General features: G+C 68.8%; 22 protein-coding genes. 5 read left to right on the top strand and 17 right to left on the bottom strand.

Features of this window, described 5'->3' with window-relative positions; genetic code table 11:
- Window positions 1-13: 13 nt before the first annotated feature.
- Complete coding sequence (locus G6034_RS01470; protein ID WP_176633309.1) at window positions 14-367, top strand: hypothetical protein; 354 nt, start codon at window positions 14-16, stop codon at window positions 365-367.
- Here G6034_RS01470 and G6034_RS01465 read toward each other — a convergent pair.
- The 4 genes from G6034_RS01465 to G6034_RS01450 form a co-directional block, all read right to left on the bottom strand.
- A complete protein-coding gene (locus G6034_RS01465) occupies window positions 320-931 on the bottom strand; it encodes a HutD family protein (RefSeq protein WP_176633308.1) in 612 nt (203 codons plus the stop codon). The two genes, G6034_RS01470 and G6034_RS01465, sit on opposite strands and share 48 nt — an antisense overlap.
- Window positions 931-1,164, bottom strand: coding sequence for a hypothetical protein (locus G6034_RS01460; protein WP_176633307.1), 234 nt, complete (start codon window positions 1,162-1,164; stop codon window positions 931-933). The genes G6034_RS01465 and G6034_RS01460 overlap by 1 nt, the downstream gene beginning before the upstream one ends.
- A 9-nt stretch (window positions 1,165-1,173) precedes the next feature.
- Entirely contained in the window at window positions 1,174-2,199 is a 1,026-nt protein-coding gene (locus tag G6034_RS01455; RefSeq protein WP_176633306.1) for an aldo/keto reductase, read from the bottom strand.
- Between the two features lie 75 nt (window positions 2,200-2,274).
- Window positions 2,275-2,676 (bottom strand): YccF domain-containing protein, encoded by a 402-nt coding sequence (locus tag G6034_RS01450; protein ID WP_176633305.1) that lies wholly within the window; start codon window positions 2,674-2,676, stop codon window positions 2,275-2,277.
- A 141-nt stretch (window positions 2,677-2,817) separates the two neighbouring features.
- On the opposite strand from G6034_RS01450, the gene G6034_RS01445 reads away from it, so the two are divergent.
- A complete protein-coding gene (locus G6034_RS01445) occupies window positions 2,818-3,393 on the top strand; it encodes a hypothetical protein (RefSeq protein WP_176633304.1) in 576 nt (191 codons plus the stop codon).
- Between the two features lie 6 nt (window positions 3,394-3,399).
- Entirely contained in the window at window positions 3,400-3,918 is a 519-nt protein-coding gene (locus G6034_RS01440; RefSeq protein WP_176633303.1) for a hypothetical protein, read from the top strand.
- Here G6034_RS01440 and G6034_RS01435 read toward each other — a convergent pair.
- From G6034_RS01435 to G6034_RS01410, 6 genes are all read right to left on the bottom strand, one after another.
- Window positions 3,915-5,525 (bottom strand): sialidase family protein, encoded by a 1,611-nt coding sequence (locus G6034_RS01435; protein ID WP_176633302.1) that lies wholly within the window; start codon window positions 5,523-5,525, stop codon window positions 3,915-3,917. The two genes, G6034_RS01440 and G6034_RS01435, sit on opposite strands and share 4 nt — an antisense overlap.
- Before the next feature lie 48 nt (window positions 5,526-5,573).
- Window positions 5,574-6,557 carry an aldo/keto reductase gene (locus G6034_RS01430; protein ID WP_176633301.1) on the bottom strand — a complete coding sequence of 328 codons (984 nt, stop codon included), beginning with the start codon at window positions 6,555-6,557 and terminating at the stop codon, window positions 5,574-5,576.
- A gap of 176 nt (window positions 6,558-6,733) precedes the next feature.
- Window positions 6,734-7,393 carry a pentapeptide repeat-containing protein gene (locus G6034_RS01425; protein ID WP_176633300.1) on the bottom strand — a complete coding sequence of 220 codons (660 nt, stop codon included), beginning with the start codon at window positions 7,391-7,393 and terminating at the stop codon, window positions 6,734-6,736.
- Between the two features lie 200 nt (window positions 7,394-7,593).
- On the bottom strand, window positions 7,594-8,019 hold the full coding sequence (locus G6034_RS01420; RefSeq protein WP_176633299.1) for an ASCH domain-containing protein: 426 nt from the start codon (window positions 8,017-8,019) through the stop codon (window positions 7,594-7,596).
- Between the two features lie 9 nt (window positions 8,020-8,028).
- On the bottom strand, window positions 8,029-8,913 hold the full coding sequence (locus G6034_RS01415; protein WP_176633298.1) for a DUF4031 domain-containing protein: 885 nt from the start codon (window positions 8,911-8,913) through the stop codon (window positions 8,029-8,031).
- A gap of 93 nt (window positions 8,914-9,006) precedes the next feature.
- Window positions 9,007-9,774 carry a MerR family transcriptional regulator gene (locus tag G6034_RS01410; protein ID WP_176633297.1) on the bottom strand — a complete coding sequence of 256 codons (768 nt, stop codon included), beginning with the start codon at window positions 9,772-9,774 and terminating at the stop codon, window positions 9,007-9,009.
- A gap of 153 nt (window positions 9,775-9,927) precedes the next feature.
- On the opposite strand from G6034_RS01410, the gene clpB reads away from it, so the two are divergent.
- The gene (clpB, locus tag G6034_RS01405; protein WP_176633296.1) at window positions 9,928-12,546 is read left to right on the top strand and encodes an ATP-dependent chaperone ClpB; all 2,619 of its coding nucleotides are present in this window, start codon (window positions 9,928-9,930) and stop codon (window positions 12,544-12,546) included.
- Window positions 12,547-12,667: 121 nt separating this feature from the next.
- On the opposite strand, the gene G6034_RS01400 is transcribed toward clpB, so the two are convergent.
- A complete protein-coding gene (locus G6034_RS01400; RefSeq protein WP_176633295.1) occupies window positions 12,668-14,029 on the bottom strand; it encodes a septum formation family protein in 1,362 nt (453 codons plus the stop codon).
- Window positions 14,030-14,346: 317 nt separating this feature from the next.
- Between G6034_RS01400 and G6034_RS01395 the strand changes: the two genes are divergently transcribed.
- Entirely contained in the window at window positions 14,347-14,577 is a 231-nt protein-coding gene (locus G6034_RS01395; protein ID WP_176633294.1) for a DUF3073 domain-containing protein, read from the top strand.
- A gap of 186 nt (window positions 14,578-14,763) precedes the next feature.
- On the opposite strand, the gene purM is transcribed toward G6034_RS01395, so the two are convergent.
- From purM to G6034_RS01365, 6 genes are read right to left on the bottom strand one after another with little or no spacing between them, the layout of a single operon-like run.
- The gene (purM, locus tag G6034_RS01390) at window positions 14,764-15,909 is read right to left on the bottom strand and encodes a phosphoribosylformylglycinamidine cyclo-ligase (RefSeq protein WP_176633293.1); all 1,146 of its coding nucleotides are present in this window, start codon (window positions 15,907-15,909) and stop codon (window positions 14,764-14,766) included.
- A gap of 22 nt (window positions 15,910-15,931) precedes the next feature.
- Entirely contained in the window at window positions 15,932-17,497 is a 1,566-nt protein-coding gene (gene purF / locus G6034_RS01385; protein ID WP_176633292.1) for an amidophosphoribosyltransferase, read from the bottom strand.
- Window positions 17,498-17,548: 51 nt separating this feature from the next.
- Window positions 17,549-17,887: a hypothetical protein gene (locus tag G6034_RS01380; protein WP_176633291.1), complete on the bottom strand. Its 339-nt coding sequence runs from the start codon at window positions 17,885-17,887 to the stop codon at window positions 17,549-17,551.
- Between the two features lie 19 nt (window positions 17,888-17,906).
- Window positions 17,907-18,263 (bottom strand): sterol carrier family protein, encoded by a 357-nt coding sequence (locus tag G6034_RS01375; protein WP_343037889.1) that lies wholly within the window; start codon window positions 18,261-18,263, stop codon window positions 17,907-17,909.
- Window positions 18,264-18,275: 12 nt separating this feature from the next.
- Entirely contained in the window at window positions 18,276-19,280 is a 1,005-nt protein-coding gene (locus tag G6034_RS01370) for an asparaginase (protein WP_176633290.1), read from the bottom strand.
- 4 nt (window positions 19,281-19,284) lie between these two features.
- Window positions 19,285-19,914 carry a hypothetical protein gene (locus tag G6034_RS01365; protein WP_176633289.1) on the bottom strand — a complete coding sequence of 210 codons (630 nt, stop codon included), beginning with the start codon at window positions 19,912-19,914 and terminating at the stop codon, window positions 19,285-19,287.
- Between the last annotated feature and the right edge of the window lie 30 nt (window positions 19,915-19,944).

Here is a 19,944-nt window from a genome sequence, read left to right as displayed (position 1 = left end):
CCGAGGATTTAGCGTGGACTCAACAGCCACCGCGCCCCGCGTGCTGGCGCATCTGTTGACGGGAGCTAGGGCCATGGCTGCAGGCGACGTGGAAATTTCAACACTTGTCCCCGAAGGCGAATGGACGCAGGAGTCACTGGCCGATCTGGTCAGGGGCTACGAGCGCAAGATCGCCGAGATGGGCGCGCGGCCCGGGGAGATCAAGTCCCACGTGGACCACACGGCCCGCGGAGGCGTTAAAATCCGTGTCGTGTGGGAGAAGGACGACGCGCCCAGGGCGCCTCAAACTGCCCAACGGCACGACGCGCCCGCCGCCGCGTCAGGCGGGGTCGACGCTCAGCACGGCAAGGAACCCGCGGCCGGATAGGTGCGGCATGTTTTTGGCGCCCGCCACGGCGTCGAACCTGCCCAAGATGTCGGTGACATGGGCGCCTGAGGGGTTGCCGGAGCCGTCCGTCCCTTCCTGGACCACGTCCGCGCTGCCCTGCAGGAGCACGGCGAACTGGCCGGCAAATAACGGGTGCGGGCGCTTCCTGGACAGCTCGAGGATGGTGGCGTAGCCCTTGAACACGCCGCGGCGGGTCATCAGGTTCAGGTCCATGAGGGAACCTGTGGGGAGGGTGGCGGAGGTGCTGGAATCGCCGGAGAAGCGGAAGGGGCGGAACTTTTCCAGGGCTTGTTCGGTGCGGTCAACGGTCAGGGCGATGAGGTCGCCGTCGATGATGGTCAGGATCCGGTCAATGCCGGGGAGCACCGAGAAGGGGCCGGCCTTGGCCACTTCGGCGATGCTGATGCGCCAGTCCCAGGGATCGCCCTTGGCGCCGGAGCCGAGCGTGATGGAGCCCGCGGTGCCGGCCGCGATCTGGCGGGTGGTCCCGCCGCCGTTGGCCCATGGCGCCGGCGTGAGGGAGGCGTAGCGAACAATCTCCACTATTTTTCGTCCACATTCCTGATGCTGTACACGTGCACGCGCTTGGGCTCGGCCTTCCGCCTGCGCGCCTGCTTCTTGTAGTACGCCCAGGCGCCGGAAATGGCGATCGAGACGCCAAACGCCAGCACAATCTTCAGGGGCAGGCCGAAGCGGGCCAGCGACAGCACCAGGCACATGGCCGCGAAACTGGCGAACTGGACCGTGATGTCCAGCCAATCGGCTTTTTTACGCATACGGCAAGCTTACGCGCCCGGCGCCTGCTGCTCCCGGCCCTGCGACACCCAGGAGGGGTCCTTCGCCCGGGAACCGACGACACCGTCCGCCGCCTTGCCCAGCACGTCCAGTTGCGCCGGGGTGAGGTCAAGGGCGAGTGCGCCGAGGTTCTCGTCGATGCGTGCGGCCCTGCGGGTGCCGGGAATTGGCACCACCGTGGCATGGAGGGTGCGGCCCTGCGCGTACAGCCACGCCAAGGCCACCTGCGCCGGCGTCGCCTCCCGGCCCAGGGCCCCGGTGAGTTCCTCCGCGACCTGGCGGACGGCGTCGACCACGGCCTGGTTGGCGTCGATGGCGCCGCTGGCAAAGCGGGGGATGGTGTGGCGGAAGTCGCCGGGGCCCAGGTCCCGGGCGTGGACCGTGCCGGTGAGGAAGCCGCGGCCCAAGGGGGAGTAGGGGACCATGCCCACCCCCAGCTCCGCGGCGGCCGGGACAACGTGCGCTTCCACGTCGCGGCTCCAAATGGACCATTCGCTTTGCACCGCGGCGATGGGGTGGACCGCGTGCGCGGAGCGGAGTTCGTCGGCCGTGACCTCGGACAGGCCCAGGTGGCGGACCTTTCCGGCGGCCACCAGCTCCGCCATGGCGCCGACGGTCTCCTCGAGGGGCACGCGGACGTCGCGGCGGTGCATGTAGTAGAGGTCGACATGGTCCGTGCCGAGCCGCCGGAGCGACTGGTCGATGGACTCCCTGACGTGGGCGGCGTCGCCGCGGATCTCCGAATAGCCCGTGGCCGGGCTGCCCACCAGGGCAAACTTGGTGGCCAGCTGGACCTCGCCCCGCCTCGTTTTGAGCAGCCGGGCGATCAGTTCCTCGTTGGAGCCGGCGCCGTAGATGTTCGCCGTGTCAATGAACGTCACGCCCACGTCCACCGCGTGGTGCAGGGTCTTCAGGGCCTCGGCCGGGTCAACCTTGCCATAAACGGGGGTGAGCGCCATGCCGCCAAAGCCCAGCGGGCCCACTTCAAGAGTGTCTCCAAGCAGGATCTTGTGCATGGGTCAAGCGTAGACCGCGCCACGTCCGCAGGAGCGTCCGCCGCCATGCCCGCCGGGGCCCCGGGAGCGGGAAAATTACCGGTAGGAACCGGCAAACGGCCGGCCGGTCGGCACAATCTGCTTGCCCAAGGGCATGAGGGAGACCGGGATCAGCTTGATGTTGGCGATGGCCAGCGGGATTCCGATGATGGTGAGCGCCATGGCGATGGCCGTGGCGACGTGGCCGATCGCAATCCAGATGCCGGCCACCAGGATCCACACGACGTTTCCGAGCGTGCTGGCCAGGCCCGTGCCGCCGGGCTTGTCCACCACGGTCCGGCCAAACGGCCACAGCGCGTAACCGGCGATCCGGAAGGATGCGATCCCCCACGGGATCGTGATGATGAGGGCGCAGCAGACGATGCCGGCCAGGAAATAGCCCAGCGCCAGCCACAGGCCGCCAAAAACCAGCCAGATGATGTTGAGGATTGTCTTCACGCTTCCATTCTGCCCCGGCGGGCGCGGGAACGCATCAGGGATCACCCTGAGCGGATCCCTGATCTTTGGCCGCGCAGCCGGTGCTACGCTGATTTGCACCGAACGTGATTCCCCGCTGCACAGTTAAGGAACGCACAAGCCATGGATTTTGGCACCGTTATCTTGATCATCGCCCTGGTGGCCATCGCCGTAGTGGTGGGCGTGGGCGTCACGCTTGCCGTGCTCATTTCCCGCGGCGTCCTGAGCCTGGTCAACAAGTCCAAGCCCAAGTACGAGCTCGCCAAGCGCAACGCCTTCAAGGTCCGGGCCCAGTCCACGGCCGGTCCCCTGGGCGACGTCATGAAGCAGCGGATCCGGCTCCAGGAATCCCTCGAGGCCACCCAGCGCAGCCTGGCCGTGGCCCAAAGCACGCGCCAGTACACGGGCAACCTGGACTCCATCTTCGGCACCCTCCGGCAGGCCGGCACGGTGCTGGAGAACCAGCTGCTCGTGGCGCAAAGGGAGCCGGACCCGGCCGTGCAGGCCGCCTACGCCCAGACGCTTGGCGGGCAGGTCGCGCAGGTCATCCAAACCTCCACCGGCATCCGCAGCGCCCTGGCCGCTGCCGCCGCGCCGATGACCGACGTCGACGTCAAGGACCTCACGCGCACGCTGGAAATCGAGGCCACCATGCTGAAGAACTGGTCCGCCACGTACACGGACCTTGGCGAATCCTGATCCGCCATGGGAATCCTTGGCAGGCTCTCCGGCGCCTTCCGGCGCAGGCCCGCCGCCGTTAAGGAGGCCGCGGTGAAGCGCGACGCCGATCCGTCCGACGCCGGCCAGCTCACCCTGGGCGCCGCGCAGCTCAAGCAGCTGGCCGTGCTCTCCCGGATGCGCCGCGGCGTGGCGGATGTTTCGATCAGCCGGCAGCGCCTGGACCTTCAGGCCGCGGACCTCAGGAAGGCCATGGACTCGCTCGAGTCGCAGGCGTCGGCGGCCGCCGGTGATGCGGGGGCGGCAGGGTCGGCCCGCGCCCGGCTCACCATCATGGGCGAACAATACGGCGACCTCGTGTCCCAGCGTGACGCCCTGGCCGAGCAGGAATCGATGCTGACCGCCGAGCTGGCCCAGCTGCAGGCCCGGGTTGCCGGCTTCAACGTCACGGCCGAGACGCTCAAGGCCGCCCAGGCCGCGGCCGACGCCCGGCACACCATCGCCCGGTCGCTGAAGGACCTGCAGGAACCCCGACCGGACCACTAGCTGGACTCGGTGACGTCCCCGGTGGTCGTGTTGAAGGCGAAGGATCTGGCGGCTGTCTCGGAACCGGAGACAAGGGTGAACACCACTTCGGCCCGCCCGGCGGCCAGCTCCGCAGCCGTCACGGTGTGGTTCGCCGTGAACGCCAGGCTGGCGCCCGAGGCCAGCGCTTCCGCACCCGCCACCGCGGCACCGTCCACCCGGACCGCAAGGCCGGCCGCCGCGGCGCCCCGGTTTTCCACCCTGCCGCTGAAGGCCAGGAGGTCCCCGGCCTGGTGGCCCGGGGCGGCGGGCCCGTAGTTGAGGTCCTGGGATGCGCGGTTGGAGAGCACCTGCGGCGCCTCCGCCGTGTAGCCTTGCCCCACCTCCTTCCAGGCGGATGCGTCCCAGCCGCCGTCGGTCTGGGCCAGCGTGTGGCTTTCGCCAATGCTGCGCCACACGGCCGGCCGCGCGGGCGTGACCGAACGCAACACCACGTCCAGGGCGAGGCGGCCGGCGAAGGCGGTGCCGCCGTCGTGCGTCAGGGCTGCCGCCGGTGAGGCGAGGAGTTCCCGCGGCTCGACGGTGGTGAACACGATTTCCTGGTAGCCCTGGCGCTCGTAAAGCACGCCGACGCGGCCGTCGGGGAGGCGTGCCGCCGTGGAGTATTCCGAACTCCCCGGGCACAGCACGACGGCGAAGGGCCACGTTGCGCCGTTGTCCTGCGAGAGCTTGAGGAGGGTGTTGCGGCGGAGCTGGGAGTCGTGGTTATGGGTGGCGATGAGCCAGTTTTGCGTTTCCGGCGTGGTCAGGCCGGTGACGTTGGGGAGGCCGTCGAAGCGGGCCAGGGAGCCGTTGTCGCTGGGGTCCGGCAGCTCCGGGTGCGGCAGGGCGGGGGTGTAGCTGTGGCCGCCATCCGTGGAGAGCGCGGTGAGCCGGTGCGGGGTGGCGCGCGAGTGCAGCAGCAGGGTGCCGTCGGCGAGGGCGGCGGCCTTGTTTTCGTTGGCGCTCGTCTGGCCGGCGGTGGGGACGAATTCACCCAGGGTCCACGTCCCGCCGTGGTCGTCGCTGTACGCGCTCGCCGCCTTGATGCCGCCCCTGTGGAGAACCACGAACTGCTGGACCAGGCGGCCTTCGAAGGGCCCGGTGTGGATCTGGATGCCGGCGCCGGCGGCGGCAAACAGGCCGGTGATGCCCGCACGTTTGAGCATGGGGGTGAGGCGGCGGTGTTCCCAGGTGGCGCCGTCGTCGTCGGAAAAGCTGAGGTCCGCGTGCTGGATGGCGTCCTCGTCGCCGAGGCCCTCCGCCGCCTCGAAGAAGCCGGCGTGCGTGCCCGCGGCGTGGAACAGGAAGATGCGGCCGGTCCCTGTGTCGACGAGCAGGCTCGGGTCGCCGTAGCCGTCCAGGCCCGTGCCGGTGCGCACGGTTTGCTGCGGTCCCCACGTGTGGCCGTTGTCGGTGCTGCGGCGCAGGAGCAGGTCGATGGGGTTGGGGAGGTCGTCGAGGTTGGGGCGTCCGTCATAGGCGGCCAGGAGCGTGCCGCGGGTGGACACCGCCAGCGCGGGGATGCGGTACTGGCGGTGGCCGCCCGTGCCGCGGCGGGCCAGGACGTGTTCGGGGCGGGAAGTCATGCCTACCAGCGTAGGGGCTTTCCCGTGGCGGGTCGCCCCCGCGGCACCTTACCTGTAGAGCGACTTCAGCCCCGCCTCGTCGTAGCGGGTGCCGGCCGTGCTGCCCGCCGGGGCGGCGGCGTCCAGGGCTTTGAGGTCCTCTGCGGAAAGCTCGATGCCCGCGGCGGCCACGTTTTCCTCCAGGTACGTGCGGCGCTTGGTGCCGGGGATGGCGCAGACGCCCTGGGCCAGCACCCAGGCCAGGGCCAGCTGCCCCGCCGTGACGCCCTTGTCGGTGGCGAGGGCCTTGATCTGGTCCACCAATTTCAGGTTGGACGCGAGGTTTTCGGTGGTGAAGCGGGGCATGGCGCGGCGCCAGTCGCCCTCCGGCAGATCGTCCGGCGTGCTGATCTTTCCGGTCAGGAAGCCCCTGCCGAGCGGCGAGTAGGCCACATAGCCGATGCCGAGCTCGCGGACGGTGTCCAGCACGCCGTTGCCCTCGGGGTCGCGCTCAAAGATGGAGTATTCGGTCTGCAGGGCGGTGATGGGGTGGACGGCGTGGGCCCGGCGGATGGTTTCCGGGGCGGCCTCGGACAGGCCCAGGTAGCGCACCTTGCCTTCCTGGACGAACTCGGCCATGGCGCCCACGGTCTCCTCAATGGGGGTGTTGGGGTCCACCCGGTGGAGGTAGTACAGGTCCACGGTCTCCATCCGCAGGTTGCGCAGGGAGCGCTCCAGCGCCTTGCGCGCGTAGGCGGGGCTGCCGTTCACGGCTGCGCGGCCCCCGTCGTCCGTGATCTCCGTGCCAAACTTGGTGGCCAGGGCGTATTCGCCGCGGCGGTGGCCGATGGACTCCGCGATGAGCCGCTCGTTGAGGAAGGGGCCGTAGAGCTCGGCGGTGTCGATCAAGGTGATCCCAAGGTCAAGGGCACGGTTCAACGTGGCGGAGGATTCGGCGTCGTCCCTGTCCCCGTAAAACGCGCTCATGCCCATGGCGCCCAAGCCCTCGACGGAGACCTCCAGGCCCTGGCTTCCCAGTTTCATCGTCTTCATGGTGCTCCTGCCTTTGGTGTGGATGGCCCGGAACTGCCCTGGCGGACGTGTTCCGGGCTGGTGGGTCCATCAGAATGTTCCTGCAGATGCGCTCCCGGTGCAAGGGGTGTGCGGCTGGCAGTTCGCTGGCAGTCCGGTTTGAGGGCGGTCGACGGCGGGCGGCCCGGGCTGGGCGGTCAGGCGACGGTGATGCCCAGGTGGGCGGCCAGGATGGGGGCCAGCAGGCCGAGCTGGAACTCGTCGATCACCGCACCGGCCAGCGAGCCGACGCCGTGCAGCGTGCGGAAGCCGGTGCTGCGCAGGTCCACGTCCTTCAGCGTTGCCTGCTGGATGTCCAGCGTGCCGATGCGGCAGTTAATCAGGGCCAGGCGGGTGACGGCGGCGCCCCCCAGGTCCAGTTCGCCAATGATGCAGTCGCTGATCTGCAGGTCCGTGACCTTGGCGGCGCGCAGGTTGAGGAAATCCAGTTTGCCGCCGTCGATGCGCACGTTGGCCCAGGTGCTGTCGTAGAGCTCGGCCGATCCCCAGCGCGGCGTGGTGATTTCCACGTCCCGCCAGCTGGTGCGCGAGGCCTTCAGCACGGGGGCGAAGCTGTCCGTGAGCCGCGTGTCGCGGAATCTGGTGCCACGGAGTTCAGCGCCGTTGAAGGTGGGGGCGTCAAGCTGGCATTCCAAAAAATCCGTGGAACTCAGGTCCACGCCGTCGAAGGAGGGGCGGATGAAGTGCTGGCCGTCGTAGGTGCCGCCCGGGCCGAAGAAGGCGTCCTCGTTTTTCACCAGGTTGTTCAGTTGGACGGGATCAAGGCGGGGCGGGCGGGGCGTGGATTTGGGGGCCATGGCCCAAGCCTACCGAGCGGCGGTTCCGGCTGATTTTTGCCAACCATTTCCCCTCATGTTGGGCCCGCCGCCAGATGCCCCTTCCGTTTCATCGTCGAAGCGGATGGCCAGCGTTGACAAATGCATTCCGTCCGGAGCTTGCGGCGCGGCCCCGACGGCGCCCTGCCCCGCCGGCCAGCTGCGGACAATGCCGTGGCTGCTCACGGCAGCCGTTGGATCAGGCGGAAGCGCTGGAGCACCAACAGGGTGCTGTCCGTGACGGTGAATTCGGGATCGTTGAGGGCGCGGCGCATGTCCGGTGAATGCCAGAATTCTTCATGCACCGCGCGCCACTCGGCCACGGTGGTGCAGCCCTCACCTTCGTCCAGGGCGTGCTGCAGGTCCACGTCGGCGAGCCGCGCGAGGCGCACCTCCGTGACCTCGATGACGGCCACCTTGTTCCCCTTGGAGTCCACCACCACTTTCCGGTCGCCGGCCACCGGCAGGTCCTCCTGCTCCACCTCATGCTCAAGGGCGGTACCCGTGGTCGACGTCTTGGAACCGTCGAGAATTGCGGCCACCAGCTGGTCCCGCAGGGGGCCCGGGAAGGCAAACTCGGCGATCGGCAGTTGGCTGTAATCCGTCATGTGGCCAGCCTACGTTCCGCCTATTTGCAGCAGCTGTGCTAATTCCCCGTGGAGGTTCAGCGCAGCCTGGCCGGCCCACAATTCCCTGCCCCGTGGGGTGTGGAAGAGCGGTTCGAGCGCCAGCAGCTGGCGCACGACGGCCGTCCTCCCGATGTCGAAATTGGCTGGCGGTATGTGCGCATAGTCCGCGCGGACCCCTGCAAGATAGCGTACATACGCGTCCGGCGACCCCCCGAGGACGGCGAGGTCCGCGTCACAAAGGAGGGCTCCGGCGTCGTCCGTGATGCTGGGGGAGTGGGTGGCGGTCAGGCGGACCAGCCGCGGCACCTCCGCGAACTCCATGGCGGGGACCTGTCCTTCTAAGCGCGCTTGTGCCAACAAGGCCGAATCCTCCTCATCGCGTCCGGCCGTGCCGTTATGGACGGCGTCGTGGAACCATGCCGCCAGGACCACGGGCCGGGGCGGGTCGCCGTCAGTGAGAAGGTCAAGCGCCTCCAACACGGCCAGCAAATGGGTGGCGGAGTGGTAGTGCCGGTGGGGTTCGTTCCAACGGGCCAGCAGCTCGGCGCCCAAGCCCGGCGCGGATGGCAGGAGTGAATCCCAGCGGTACTGCAGGGCCGTTCCGACGGACTTGCTGCGGTGCCGGGCCCTGATGCGCAGACCCGATGCGGCCAGGGCCCGGACCAGGTCCCTGCCCGAAACCGGCCGGGCCCCTGCTGCGACCAGGTCCCGGTAGATCCGTTCCGGAACGTCGTAGTGGTCCAGGTCGAAGGCCCGCCCACTCACGCCGGCCGCCGTGGCAAACTCGTGGAGCTCGGCCAGGGAGGTGTCCGACACCAGGTGCGAGAAGACCGTCCCATGGGCCGGCCAGAGCGGCGGATCGATCAAGATCATGGCCCCAGCTTAGGCCGGTCCCTCCCCGGGTAGTGCGGGAGCGTTGGTGGGAAGTGCCCCGGTTGCAACCGGGCGTCGGTGGACGCGGCGGGTCTAGAGGTTTTGCTCCGCGTAGAGGGCCAGGGCGTCGCGGACAAACGTTGCGCCCGCCTCGCCGCCGTAGTTCGCGCCAAAGCGGGGATCGGCCACGTACATTGCGCCCAGGCCAGTCACGTAGCCGCGCACGTCCCCGCCGGGGGCGGAGGCGGGCGTGCCCGGAATGGATGCCAGCCACTCGACGTGGCGGCGGGCCAGCTCCTGCGCCCCGGGGGAGGACGCGGAGGCTCCGCCGGCAGCGGCCGCGATCCAGTCGCGGTTCAACGCCGCCTGGCGTTCCTTCCAATCCGCCCGCGCTGTGGCGCCCAGCCCGCGCCACCAGGAATCGCCGCGGGCGTAGGCGTCCTTGCCCCAGCGTTCCTCCACCTCGTCCCGGTATTGCGTGTGGTCAAAGCCATCAAACATGTTCTCGGCCATGATGTTTTTTCCTTTCAGCACTGACGCAATGGTCTCTTCCACGGAGGCAATCTGCCGGGCCAGCCGCTCCTGCTCGGACCGCAGCCAGCCCACGTGCGCCTCGAGCGCAGCCACGGCCGACTCCTGATGTTCCAGGACGGCGGCAATCGCCGGCAGGCCCAGGCCAAGTTCCCGCAGCAGCAGGATCCGCTGCAGGCGGACCAGGGCCGCCTGGTCGTAGTGCCGGTAGCCGTTGCCGGCGACCCTGCTCGGCGTCAGCAGCCCCACCGAATCGTAGTGCCGCAGCGTCCGGCTGGTGGTGCCGGCCAGGGCGGCAATGCGGTGAATGGCCCAATCGGTTTCCTCCATGCCACCGACTCTAAAGGTTGACGCAACGTCAAGGTCAAGCGGGAATTTCGCCGTGGGAAAAAAACCCGGGCGCAAACGCCCATCTATGAAGTTGAGCGTATTAGACTCAACTCTGACACCATCGCTTCCACGCAGCCCTTGAAAGGACCTCTCTTGGACGCCAAATTCACCACTAAGAGCCAGGAGGCTCTTTCCGCCGCAGCCATGAACGCCTCCACGGCCGGCAACCCCACGGTGGAGCCCGCCCACCTGCTCAAGGCCCTCATGGACCAGCGCCAGGGTGTCGCCGTCGCCCTCCTGAAGGCGGCCGGCGTCGACCCGGACGTGGTCAGCGTCGCGGCGAGCACCGCCATCCGCAACCTCCCGGCGTCGTCCGGAACCTCGGTGGCACAGGCCCAGCTGGGCCGCAACACCCTGCTGGCCGTGCAGGCCGCGCAGCAGGCCGCCGAGCGCATGGGGGACAGCTTCGTCTCCACGGAGCACCTCCTCCTGGGCCTGGCGGACGACGCCGGCGCGACGGGGGGTGCCCTCCGCCAGGCGGGTGCCACCCGCCAGGCGCTCGATGCGGCGCTGCCCAGCGTCCGCGGCGAGGGGAAGGTCACGAGCCCGGACCCGGAAAACACGTTCAAGGCGCTGGAGCAGTACGGCCTGGACATGACGGCCGTGGCCCGCTCCGGCAAGTTGGACCCGGTCATTGGCCGCGACTCCGAAATCCGGCGCCTCATTCAGGTGCTCAGCCGCCGCACCAAGAACAACCCGGTGCTCATTGGCGAGCCCGGCGTGGGGAAGACCGCCGTCGTCGAGGGCCTGGCCCAGCGCATGGTGGCCGGCGACGTCCCCGAATCCCTGCGCGGGAAGTCCCTCATCAGCCTGGACCTGGCTTCGATGGTGGCCGGGGCCAAATACCGCGGCGAATTCGAAGAACGCCTCAAGGCCGTGCTGGAGGAAATCAAGTCCTCCGACGGGCAGATCGTCACCTTCATTGACGAGCTGCACACCGTGGTGGGCGCCGGCGCGTCCGAAGGGTCCATGGACGCCGGCAACATGCTCAAGCCCATGCTGGCACGCGGCGAGCTGCGCCTCATCGGGGCCACCACGCTGGATGAGTACCGCGAAAACATTGAGAAGGACCCGGCGCTGGAGCGCCGCTTCCAGCCGGTTTACGTGGGCGAGCCCAGCGTGGACGACACCATCGGGATCCTGCGCGGCCTGAAGGAACGCTACGAGGCCCACCACAAGGTCCAAATCGCCGACTCGGCCCTGGTGGCGGCCGCCACGCTTTCCAACCGCTACATCTCGGGCCGGCAGCTGCCGGACAAGGCAATCGACCTGGTGGACGAGGCCGCGTCCCGCCTGCGCATGGAGATCGATTCGGCGCCGGAGGAGATCGACCAGCTCCGCCGCGCCGTGGACCGGTTGACCATGGAGGAACTGGCGCTGTCCGGGGAAACCGACGAAGCCTCCGCGGAACGGCTCGAGACCCTGCGCGCCGACATGGCGGACAAGAAGGAGGAGCTGGCCAGCCTCAATGCGCGCTGGGAGGCCGAGAAGGCGGGCCTGAACCGCGTGGGAGAACTCAAGGCGAAGCTGGACGAGCGCCGTTCCGTGGCGGACAAGGCGCAGCGCGACGGCGACCTGGAACTCGCCTCACGGATCCTCTACGGCGAACTGCCCGCGCTGCAGCACGAACTGGACGCCGCGGCCGCCGAGGAGCAGACCGAGAAGAAGGACCTGATGGTGGCCGAGGAGGTTACCGCCGACGACATTGCCGAGGTCATCTCGGCCTGGACCGGCATTCCCGCCGGGCGCATGTTGCAGGGCGAAAGCCAGAAACTGCTGAACATGGAGCAGGTGCTCGGGGCGCGCCTGATTGGCCAGGCCAAGGCCGTGGCGGCTGTCTCGGACGCGGTCCGCCGCGCGCGTGCCGGCATCAGCGACCCGGACCGCCCCACGGGATCCTTCCTGTTCCTGGGACCCACGGGCGTGGGCAAGACCGAGCTCGCAAAGGCCCTGGCGGACTTCCTCTTCGACGACGAACGCGCCATGATCCGCATCGACATGAGTGAATACTCCGAGAAGCACTCGGTCTCCCGGCTGGTGGGTGCCCCTCCCGGCTATGTGGGCTACGACGAGGGCGGCCAGCTCACGGAGGCCGTCCGCCGCCGTCCCTACTCGGTGGTGCTGCTGGACGAGGTGGAAAAGGCCCACCCGGAGGTCTTTGACATCCTGCTCCAGGTGTTCGACGACGGACGCCTCACCGACGGACAGGGACGCACCGTTGACTTCCGCAACGTCATTGTGGTGCTGACCTCCAACCTGGGCTCGCAGTTCCTGGTGGACCCGTCGCTGTCCGACGACCAGAAGCACAAGGCCGTCATGTCGATCGTGGAGGCGTCGTTCAAGCCCGAGTTCCTGAACCGCCTGGACGAGATCGTCATGTTTGACGCGCTGAGTGTGGACGAGCTGTCCCAGATTGTGGACCTGCAGGTGCAGTCGTTGGCTTCACGCCTTGCCGGGCGCCGCCTGGCGCTGGAGGTGACGGACTCGGCCCGGGCCTGGCTGGCCCTCTCCGGCTACGACCCCGCGTACGGTGCCCGTCCGCTGCGCCGGCTGGTCCAGCGGCAGATCGGCGACCGCCTGGCCCGCGAGCTGCTGGCCGGCACCATCGGGGACGGGGACACGGTCCTGGTGGACACGGCCACGGACTTCGACGAGCTCGCCATGGATAAGGTGCCCGCTGGTGAGTCGGGGCTCACCGTGCGCCGGAAGTAGCTGCGCGGCACGTATCTGGGACGGCAGGGGCTGCACCGGTCGGAACGTCTCGCCCGGTGCAGCCCCTGTGCACCCCCTGGGCACGGCCTGTGCACCCCCTGGGCACGGCTGGATCCGGTTGCTACGGGATCAGTGAAGTCAACAGGTGATCGCCCGTCGGGTCGGTAACGATGCAGTCAACCCGACGGTCGTTGGCGGTGTCCCATGTGGTTTCTGACGGGTAGGCCTTGAATTCCTTCAGGCCCTTGTAGGACTTGGTGGCATCCGTGTACTGGACGGACTGGCAGACCGCGGCGGCCTGCGCCTTGAGCACATCGTCGCCCGGGAAGGGCGCCGACTCCGTGAGACGGGTGGATCCCACCACCTGGGCCGAATGCGGGCTGTTGCAGACCACCACATCGGCGGCCTGGTTGATGCCGGCATAGCCGCGCAGGCAGTCGCCCGCCAGCCAGTCCTCCGGCGAGGCCCGTGGCGCGATGACGTCCGCCGGATTTGCGGTCGCGGCCGAAGTGGTTGCGTCCACGGCGGGTGCGGCGGCCTTGTTGCCGCCCGTGGCGATGCCCAGCACCAGCCAAATCAAGAGCGCCACCAGAATGAGCGCCACAATGACCACGCCGACGACAATGATCAATTTGCCGCGCGTTCCCTGCTGTCCGGCTCCGTCGGGGAGGCGGCCCTGCTCCCAGGGCTGGCTGGCGCCCGCCCGGCTCACATCAGGCTTGCTGCTGTAGCCCGGCTGGCCGGGCGCGGGCGGGATGGGTGGGAGGCCAGGCTGGTCCTGGTGCCGCCCGGCAGGTGCCACCGGCTGGGCGCCGCCAACGGCGCCCTCGGCGCCCTCGGCAGCCTTGATGGCGGCAGCGCCGGCCGCCGCGGCGTCCGCTTCGCCCTGGGCATGCTGCGCCGGTGACTGCCAGGCGTTGGCCTTCGGCTGCCAGGGTGTGGAGGACTGCTGCCACGGTGTGGACGACTGCTGCCACGGCGTCTCCGGGCGGCGCCAGCCGGATCCGTCGTCAATCCCGCGTCCGACGCGGTGCGGGCCGGCCTCCGGCGCGCCCGGCCGGCCGTCGTCGTGTGCCTCCGGAGCCTCGTGTGCCTCCGGAGCCTGTGGGACGGTTGCCCCGGCCGTCCGCAGAACGTTGGTTTCGTCAGCCTTCCAGTTACGCTGGCGTTCCGGCACTTCGAAGTCCACGGCGGCGGGGGCGATGGAGGAGATGACTTCCGCGGCGCCGAGCTGGGTGGAGCGTTCGGCCTCACGTTCAACTTCAGCGGTCTCGGCCTCGACCTTTTCCAGCTCCACGCTGTCGGCCGCCTCCGCGCTGATCCTGGCCTCGCCAAGCTCCGGTTCGGAGAGCTCGAAGTCGACCCCGGAAACCGCAGGTTCCACGCGGGCGGCGGCCGTGTCGGCGGCATCCGCATCCGGTGCCTTGCCGCCCGTGGGCGGCTCCCCGGCCGGGTGCCCGTTTGCCTGCTCGTGTTCGTTCATGAAGAACTGGCCTTCCCTGCTGCGCCGGCTGCCGGCACGTTTTCTACTGCCTGGACAAAAGGAAAAGGGCTTCGCCGATGGCGCAAATGTGGTTCCGCCTGCGGGAGACAACTCCCCGTCTTCTTGACTCTATCGAATATTCCGCGGCCGTAACGGAATATTATTGGCCGGGGCGTGGGCAGGACGATTCGGGGGCGGGCGCAGCCACCGCCGAACTCATGTAATCTAGGAGTACGACAAATTGACCGAATATTCCGGAGCCTCGCTCTCAGCCCGAGCGGCCACCTCCGGTCCAAGTGTAAAAAGGGGGTCACGCCATGGGGCGCGGCCGTCAAAAGGCGAAGGCAACCAAGCAGGCTCGGGACATCAAGTACTACTCCCCGAACACTGACTATTCAGCTCTGCAGAAAGAGCTCGGTGGAACCACTCGGCGAGCCCCGAGCCGCCACATGGAGGTTCCTGCAGAGCCTGATTACTCGGCATATGAAGATAAATATGCGGATCAGTTTGGGGACGACGACGAGGCTGACTCCCGCCGCATCGGCTAGGAGCGCTTAGCCCGCCAAACGCGACAAACCCTGCACGACGCAGGAGCTGGAAAGCTCAGGCGGCGGGCGGGGATTTTGTTGTTCCCTGCTGCCCCAGCAAAAAAATGCCGCCGCTCCCGCATTATGCCGCCGGTATAGCGGTGGCATTTTGCGGGAGCGGCGGCATTCTTCGTGAGAAGAGAGAGGTTACAGCGCGTAGTCGCCGACCAGCCGGACGGCACCGCCGTCGACGCCCTTGGCGCCCTGCGTGTAGTCGGAACCGGAACGGTCCGCGTGGGACGCCTCAGCGGTGACAGTGCCCATGACCCACGACGGCAGGCCGCGGGCATTCAGGCGCTCCACCGCGGCGTCGGCGGCGCCGGCCGAGACGACTGCCACCATGCCAACGCCCAGGTTCAGCGTGCGCTCCAGGTCGGCCAGCGGCACATTGCCCAGCTGCGAAACCAGGCTGAAGATGGCCGGCAGGCTCCAGGTGGATCGGTCCACCGTGGCAAGGAGGCCCTGCGGCAGGACCCGGGCGAGATTCGCGGCGAGGCCGCCGCCGGTGACGTGGCTGAAGCCATGAACGGCCGCTTCCTGCGTGACCGGCAGGAAGCGTGCCAGGTCAAGGCAGTCCGCGGCGTACACGCGGGTGGGTTCCAGGAGCTCCTCGCCCAAGGTCCGGCCAAACTCGGAGACCTGGCGGTCCAGGGCCCAGCCGGCGTGGTTGATGACGCGCCGGACCAGCGAGTAGCCGTTGGAGTGCAGGCCGGAGGAGGCCATGCCGATGATGACGTCGCCGGCGCGCACGCGCGCAGGTCCCAGCAGCAGCTCGGCCTCGACCACGCCGGTGCAGGCACCGGCGACGTCGTACTCGTCGGGGGCCAGCAGGCCCGGGTGCTCGGCCGTCTCCCCGCCCACCAGCGCGGTTCCGGCCACCGTGCACGCGGAGGCGATGCCGCGGACAATGTCCGCCACGCGCTCCGGGACAACCTTGCCGGTGGCAATGTAGTCGGTCATGAACAGCGGTTCCGCGCCCACCACCACGATGTCGTCCACCACCATGCCGACCAGGTCGAAGCCGATGGTGTCATGGATGTCCATGGCCTGGGCGATGGCCACCTTGGTGCCCACGCCGTCCGTGGACGTGGCCAGATACGGCTTCTTGTACGTGAGCAGCTTGGAGACGTCGTACAGCCCGGCGAAGCCGCCGAACCCGCCCACCACTGACGGGCCGTGCGTGGCCTTGACGGCTTCCTTCATGAGTTCGACGGCGCGGTCCCCGGCCTCGGTGTCAACGCCGGCGCTGGCGTAGGTGATGGCGGTGGCGGATTCCTGGGAGGCGTTGGTCATGGCGTCTCTTTCTGGGAAGTACTTAGGAGCCATCTGCGGCAGAGCGGTCTTGGTCAGTCAGGAGGGATTCCAGCTCGGCATCCGGGCCCGGGTCGCAGCCGGTGGACGCGGTGGCGTCGCCGGGCGCGGTGCGTTCGAGCAGGTTCTTGCCCAGGCGGTCGCTGGACGGCAGCTCAATCGGATACGTGCCGGTGAAGCAGGCCGTGCACAGCCGTTCGCGCGGCTGCAGGGTGGCGTTGATCATGCCGTCCTCGGAGATGTACGCGAGCGAGTCGGCGCCGATCGACTTGCTGATCTCGTCCACGGCGGCGCCGTTGGCAATCAGTTCGGCCCGGGAGGCAAAGTCGATGCCGTAAAAGCAAGGCCAGCGTACGGGCGGGGAGGAGATTTTCACGTGGACTGCGGCGGCGCCGGCTTCGCGCAGCATCCGCACCACGGCGCGCTGGGTATTGCCGCGGACAATGGAGTCGTCAACCACCACGATCCGCTTCCCGCGGATCACCGACTCCAGGGCGTTGAGCTTGAGCCGGATGCCAAGCTTGCGCAGCGTCTCGCTGGGCTGGATGAAGGTGCGCCCAACGTAGGCGTTCTTGACGAAGCCGTGGGCAAACGGGATGCCCGACTGCTCGGCGTAGCCAATGGCGGCCGGGGTGCCTGACTCGGGGACCGGGATGACCAGGTCCGCCTCGGCGCTGTTTTCGCGGGCCAGCTGGCGGCCCATCTCCACGCGGGACTCGTACACGGACCGGCCGGCGATGGTGGCGTCCGGGCGGGCCAGGTACACGTATTCAAAGACACAGCCGGCGGGCGTGGCCGGGGCGAAGCGCTGGGTGCGCACGCCGTCCTCGTCGATGGCGATGAATTCACCGGGCTCAATTTCACGGATGAAGCTCGCGCCCATCGTGGCCAGGGCGGCACCTTCGGAAGCGACCACCCAGCCGTTTTCCAGGCGGCCCAAAACCAGGGGGCGGACGCCGTGGGGGTCGCGGGCGGCGTAGAGGGTGTGCTCGTCCATGAAAACAAAGCAAAACGCTCCGTGGACCCTGGGGAGCAGCTCGATGGCAGTGTCCTCGAGCGAGCGGCCCGCCTCACCCTTGAGCAAGGTGGTGACCAGCGCGGTGTCCGAGGTGTTTCCCTGGGCCATTTCCCCGGAGGTGGGAACCCCGTCCTTCGCCACGACCATGTCGTAGAGTTCGGCCGAGTTGGTCAGGTTGCCGTTGTGTGCCAGGGCGACGGTGCCGCTGCCGGTGGCGCCCAGCGTGGGCTGGGCGTTGGCCCAGTTGGAGGAGCCGGTGGTCGAATACCGGCAGTGGCCCACGGCAATGTGCCCGGTCAGCGTGTTCAGCGTGGATTCGTCAAAAACCTGGGAAACAAGCCCCATGTCCTTGTAGACGCTGATCCGCGCGCCGTCGCTGGTGGCGATGCCCGCCGATTCCTGGCCGCGGTGCTGCAGCGAATACAGCCCGTAATAGGTCAGTTTTGCCACTTCTTCGCCGGGCGCCCAGATCCCTAGGACACCGCACGCGTCCTGGGGTCCCTTTTCGCCGGGCAAAAGGTCATGTGATAGTTTTCCGTCTCCGCGAGCCACGAGAAAATTATCTCACGTAATGGCAACGGGCTCTGACGCCCGTCCGCGCGCTCAGGCTCCCGCGTGCCCGGATTCGTCCTCCGGGACGGACTCCACCACCGCCGTGCCGGCGCGCCGGACGCTGCGGCGGTCAATGACGAGGGCCGCCACGGCGCCCAGACCGATCCCGGGAAGCATCAGCAGCACGGCAAAAAAGCCGAATACGCTGCCGGCGTCAAATTGCTCCGTCCCGTTGGACATGAGGGTCAGGGCGCCGGCCACGATGACGCCCACCAGGGCGCCGGCCACCATGAAGGGAACGTACTTGGGTGCGCGGCGAACCGTGAGTCGGCGGCGCTGGGCAGGTGCCTGCGCGGCACCGGCTGCGGGGTCAACGGGCTGGGAAGTCATAACTACAAGGGTACCTGCCCTACCCCAGGGGCAGTTCCCCCGAGAGGTCGGCCCGCAGCCCGGAAGCCGCCACCAGGCCGCGATCGACGGCGTCACCCCAGCCGGTCTGTCCGGTCACCAGCGCCAGCCAGGTTCCGGCGTCGCACTCCACCACATTGGGCGGGGTGCCGCGCGTGTGCCGCGGGCCCGCAATGCACTGGGTGACGCCGAAGGGAGGCACCCGCACCTCGACGGAGTTCCCGGGGGCCCGGGCGGAGAGTTCCTCCAGGGAGTAGCGCACGGCCATGGCCGTCACGCTGCGTGCGGTGTCCCCGCGGGCCCAGGCGTCCAGGGCCGCCCTGCCCTCGGCAATGTCAATCCGGCGTCGGGAAGCCACGGCGTGTGCCCGTCAATCCAGGAGGGCACTGACGGCGTTGCCCAGGCGGAGGCTCCCGGCGGGGTGGGTGCCGCCCATGATGGGCGGGACCACCTTGGCCAGGACGGCCGCCACTGCCGGGACGTCCAGGGCCCCGCAGGCCGCCAGCAGCGTCAGCGCCACCAGGGTGGCGGCGCGGCCGTTGCCGTCGAGCATCTTCACGGCCACTGAGGCGCCGGAGGGCGCGGCCATCGCCAGGACGCCCTCGGCACCCAATTTGGCGAGGACGCCCAGCTCCTCCATGACCACTGTGTTGGGGCGGCCGTGGCCCTCCACGGCCCACGGGTAGTCGAGCATGGACGTGGCCACTGTGGCGGCCCGGGCGTTGGCGGACGTGTCCGACGGCGCCTTGGCCAGCGTGCTGAAGGCTCGCGCCAGGCCCTTGAGCGTGACGGACATGACAGGCGCGCCGCACCCGTCAATGCCCGTGTGCCGGACGGGCTGGCCCGTGTATTCCTCCAGGACCCTGCGCACCGCGCGCTGCATGGGGTGGTTGGGTTCCAGGTACCCGGCGGTGTCCCAGCCATTTTCGGTGCAGGCCCACAGGAACGCCGCATGTTTTCCGGAGCAGTTCATGGCGATCCTGGACTTGCCGCGGTCGGTGCGCACCCGCCAGGCACGGGCTTCGGGATCGGCGGGCCACGCGGCGGGGCAGCGCAGGTGGTTCTCGCTCAGGCCGGCCGCCTTGAGCATCCCGTCCACCACGTCCATGTGCTCCAGTGAGCCGGCATGGCTGCCGGCCGCGATGGCCACCTGCGGGCCGCGCAGCGGCACCCCCGACTGCATGGCGGCGAGTGCCTGGAAGGGCTTGACGGCCGACCGCGGAAAGATGGGGGAGTCGATGGCGCCCAGGGACGTCACCACCGAGCCGTCTGCCGCCACCACCACGGCCGATCCGACGTGCCGGGACTCCACAAACCCGCTGCGTTCCAGGACGGCGAGTTCAACGGCGTCGTGCGCCCGGAAGGTCTGGATCATGGTGTCATCCTAGCGACATCTGCGCTCCCTGGCGGTGCGGCGGGCCGGGCGGCTGGTGACCACTTGACGGACCTGCCTGGAAGGGTGTGGCCAGTCCCGGCGAAAGCTTGACGGCCAGGGGGACCTTTCCGGCGGGGGCGGCCTTCGCCGCGGCGGCGGAAATGGCGTCCATGTGTGCGGCGGCCACGTAGATGGTGACCGTGCCGGTGCGTCCGTCGCTGATGATCCTGTGGATCGAGGCGGCCTGTTCCGGCGGCAGCGATGCCTGCCAGGCGGCGACGGCCCGCACCGCGGCCGCCAGCTGTACGGCGTCAAAGGCGACCAGTTTCGGCACGGCGCCGGTCCTGGAGACAACCTCTTTCGCCTCCTTGGTGGTGACCGCCACGTGCAGCCGGCCGCCTTCGATCCAGGAGTCGGCATAGGCGCTGCCGAGCTTCGATTTCAGCGTGTCGTTGAGCTTGAGCAAATCGGTGGACTGCCGGGCGGTCTGTGTGGACCCGCCCGGTGGCGGTCCGCCCGACGGCGTTGCCGCCGGAGGGGTGCCCGGGGACCGGTCCGGCACGCATCCGCTCATGCCCAGCGCACCTGTCATGGTGGCGGCGGCGATGACCAATGCGATCTTCCTGCCGTTCATCCCATCCTCCAAGCCGTTGAACAATCAAGC

Origin of the sequence: Arthrobacter wenxiniae (assembly GCF_013376105.1) — a bacterium.
Lineage (GTDB): Bacteria > Actinomycetota > Actinomycetes > Actinomycetales > Micrococcaceae > Specibacter > Specibacter wenxiniae.
This window is presented reverse-complemented; position numbering and strand designations above follow the sequence as displayed.

Excerpts from the sequence above, each read along its gene's own strand:
- G6034_RS01460 (WP_176633307.1), bottom strand. The coding sequence starts at position 1,164 with ATGCGTAAAAAAGCCGATTGGCTGGACATCACGGTCCAGTTCGCCAGT.
- G6034_RS01455 (WP_176633306.1), bottom strand. The coding sequence starts at position 2,199 with ATGCACAAGATCCTGCTTGGAGACACTCTTGAAGTGGGCCCGCTGGGC.
- G6034_RS01445 (WP_176633304.1), top strand. The coding sequence starts at position 2,818 with ATGGATTTTGGCACCGTTATCTTGATCATCGCCCTGGTGGCCATCGCC.
- G6034_RS01440 (WP_176633303.1), top strand. The coding sequence starts at position 3,400 with ATGGGAATCCTTGGCAGGCTCTCCGGCGCCTTCCGGCGCAGGCCCGCC.
- G6034_RS01435 (WP_176633302.1), bottom strand. The coding sequence starts at position 5,525 with ATGACTTCCCGCCCCGAACACGTCCTGGCCCGCCGCGGCACGGGCGGC.
- G6034_RS01430 (WP_176633301.1), bottom strand. The coding sequence starts at position 6,557 with ATGAAGACGATGAAACTGGGAAGCCAGGGCCTGGAGGTCTCCGTCGAG.
- G6034_RS01425 (WP_176633300.1), bottom strand. The coding sequence starts at position 7,393 with ATGGCCCCCAAATCCACGCCCCGCCCGCCCCGCCTTGATCCCGTCCAA.
- G6034_RS01420 (WP_176633299.1), bottom strand. The coding sequence starts at position 8,019 with ATGACGGATTACAGCCAACTGCCGATCGCCGAGTTTGCCTTCCCGGGC.
- G6034_RS01415 (WP_176633298.1), bottom strand. The coding sequence starts at position 8,913 with ATGATCTTGATCGATCCGCCGCTCTGGCCGGCCCATGGGACGGTCTTC.
- G6034_RS01410 (WP_176633297.1), bottom strand. The coding sequence starts at position 9,774 with ATGGAGGAAACCGATTGGGCCATTCACCGCATTGCCGCCCTGGCCGGC.
- G6034_RS01400 (WP_176633295.1), bottom strand. The coding sequence starts at position 14,029 with ATGAACGAACACGAGCAGGCAAACGGGCACCCGGCCGGGGAGCCGCCC.
- G6034_RS01395 (WP_176633294.1), top strand. The coding sequence starts at position 14,347 with ATGGGGCGCGGCCGTCAAAAGGCGAAGGCAACCAAGCAGGCTCGGGAC.
- purM (WP_176633293.1), bottom strand. The coding sequence starts at position 15,909 with ATGACCAACGCCTCCCAGGAATCCGCCACCGCCATCACCTACGCCAGC.
- G6034_RS01380 (WP_176633291.1), bottom strand. The coding sequence starts at position 17,887 with ATGACTTCCCAGCCCGTTGACCCCGCAGCCGGTGCCGCGCAGGCACCT.
- G6034_RS01370 (WP_176633290.1), bottom strand. The coding sequence starts at position 19,280 with ATGATCCAGACCTTCCGGGCGCACGACGCCGTTGAACTCGCCGTCCTG.
- G6034_RS01365 (WP_176633289.1), bottom strand. The coding sequence starts at position 19,914 with ATGAACGGCAGGAAGATCGCATTGGTCATCGCCGCCGCCACCATGACA.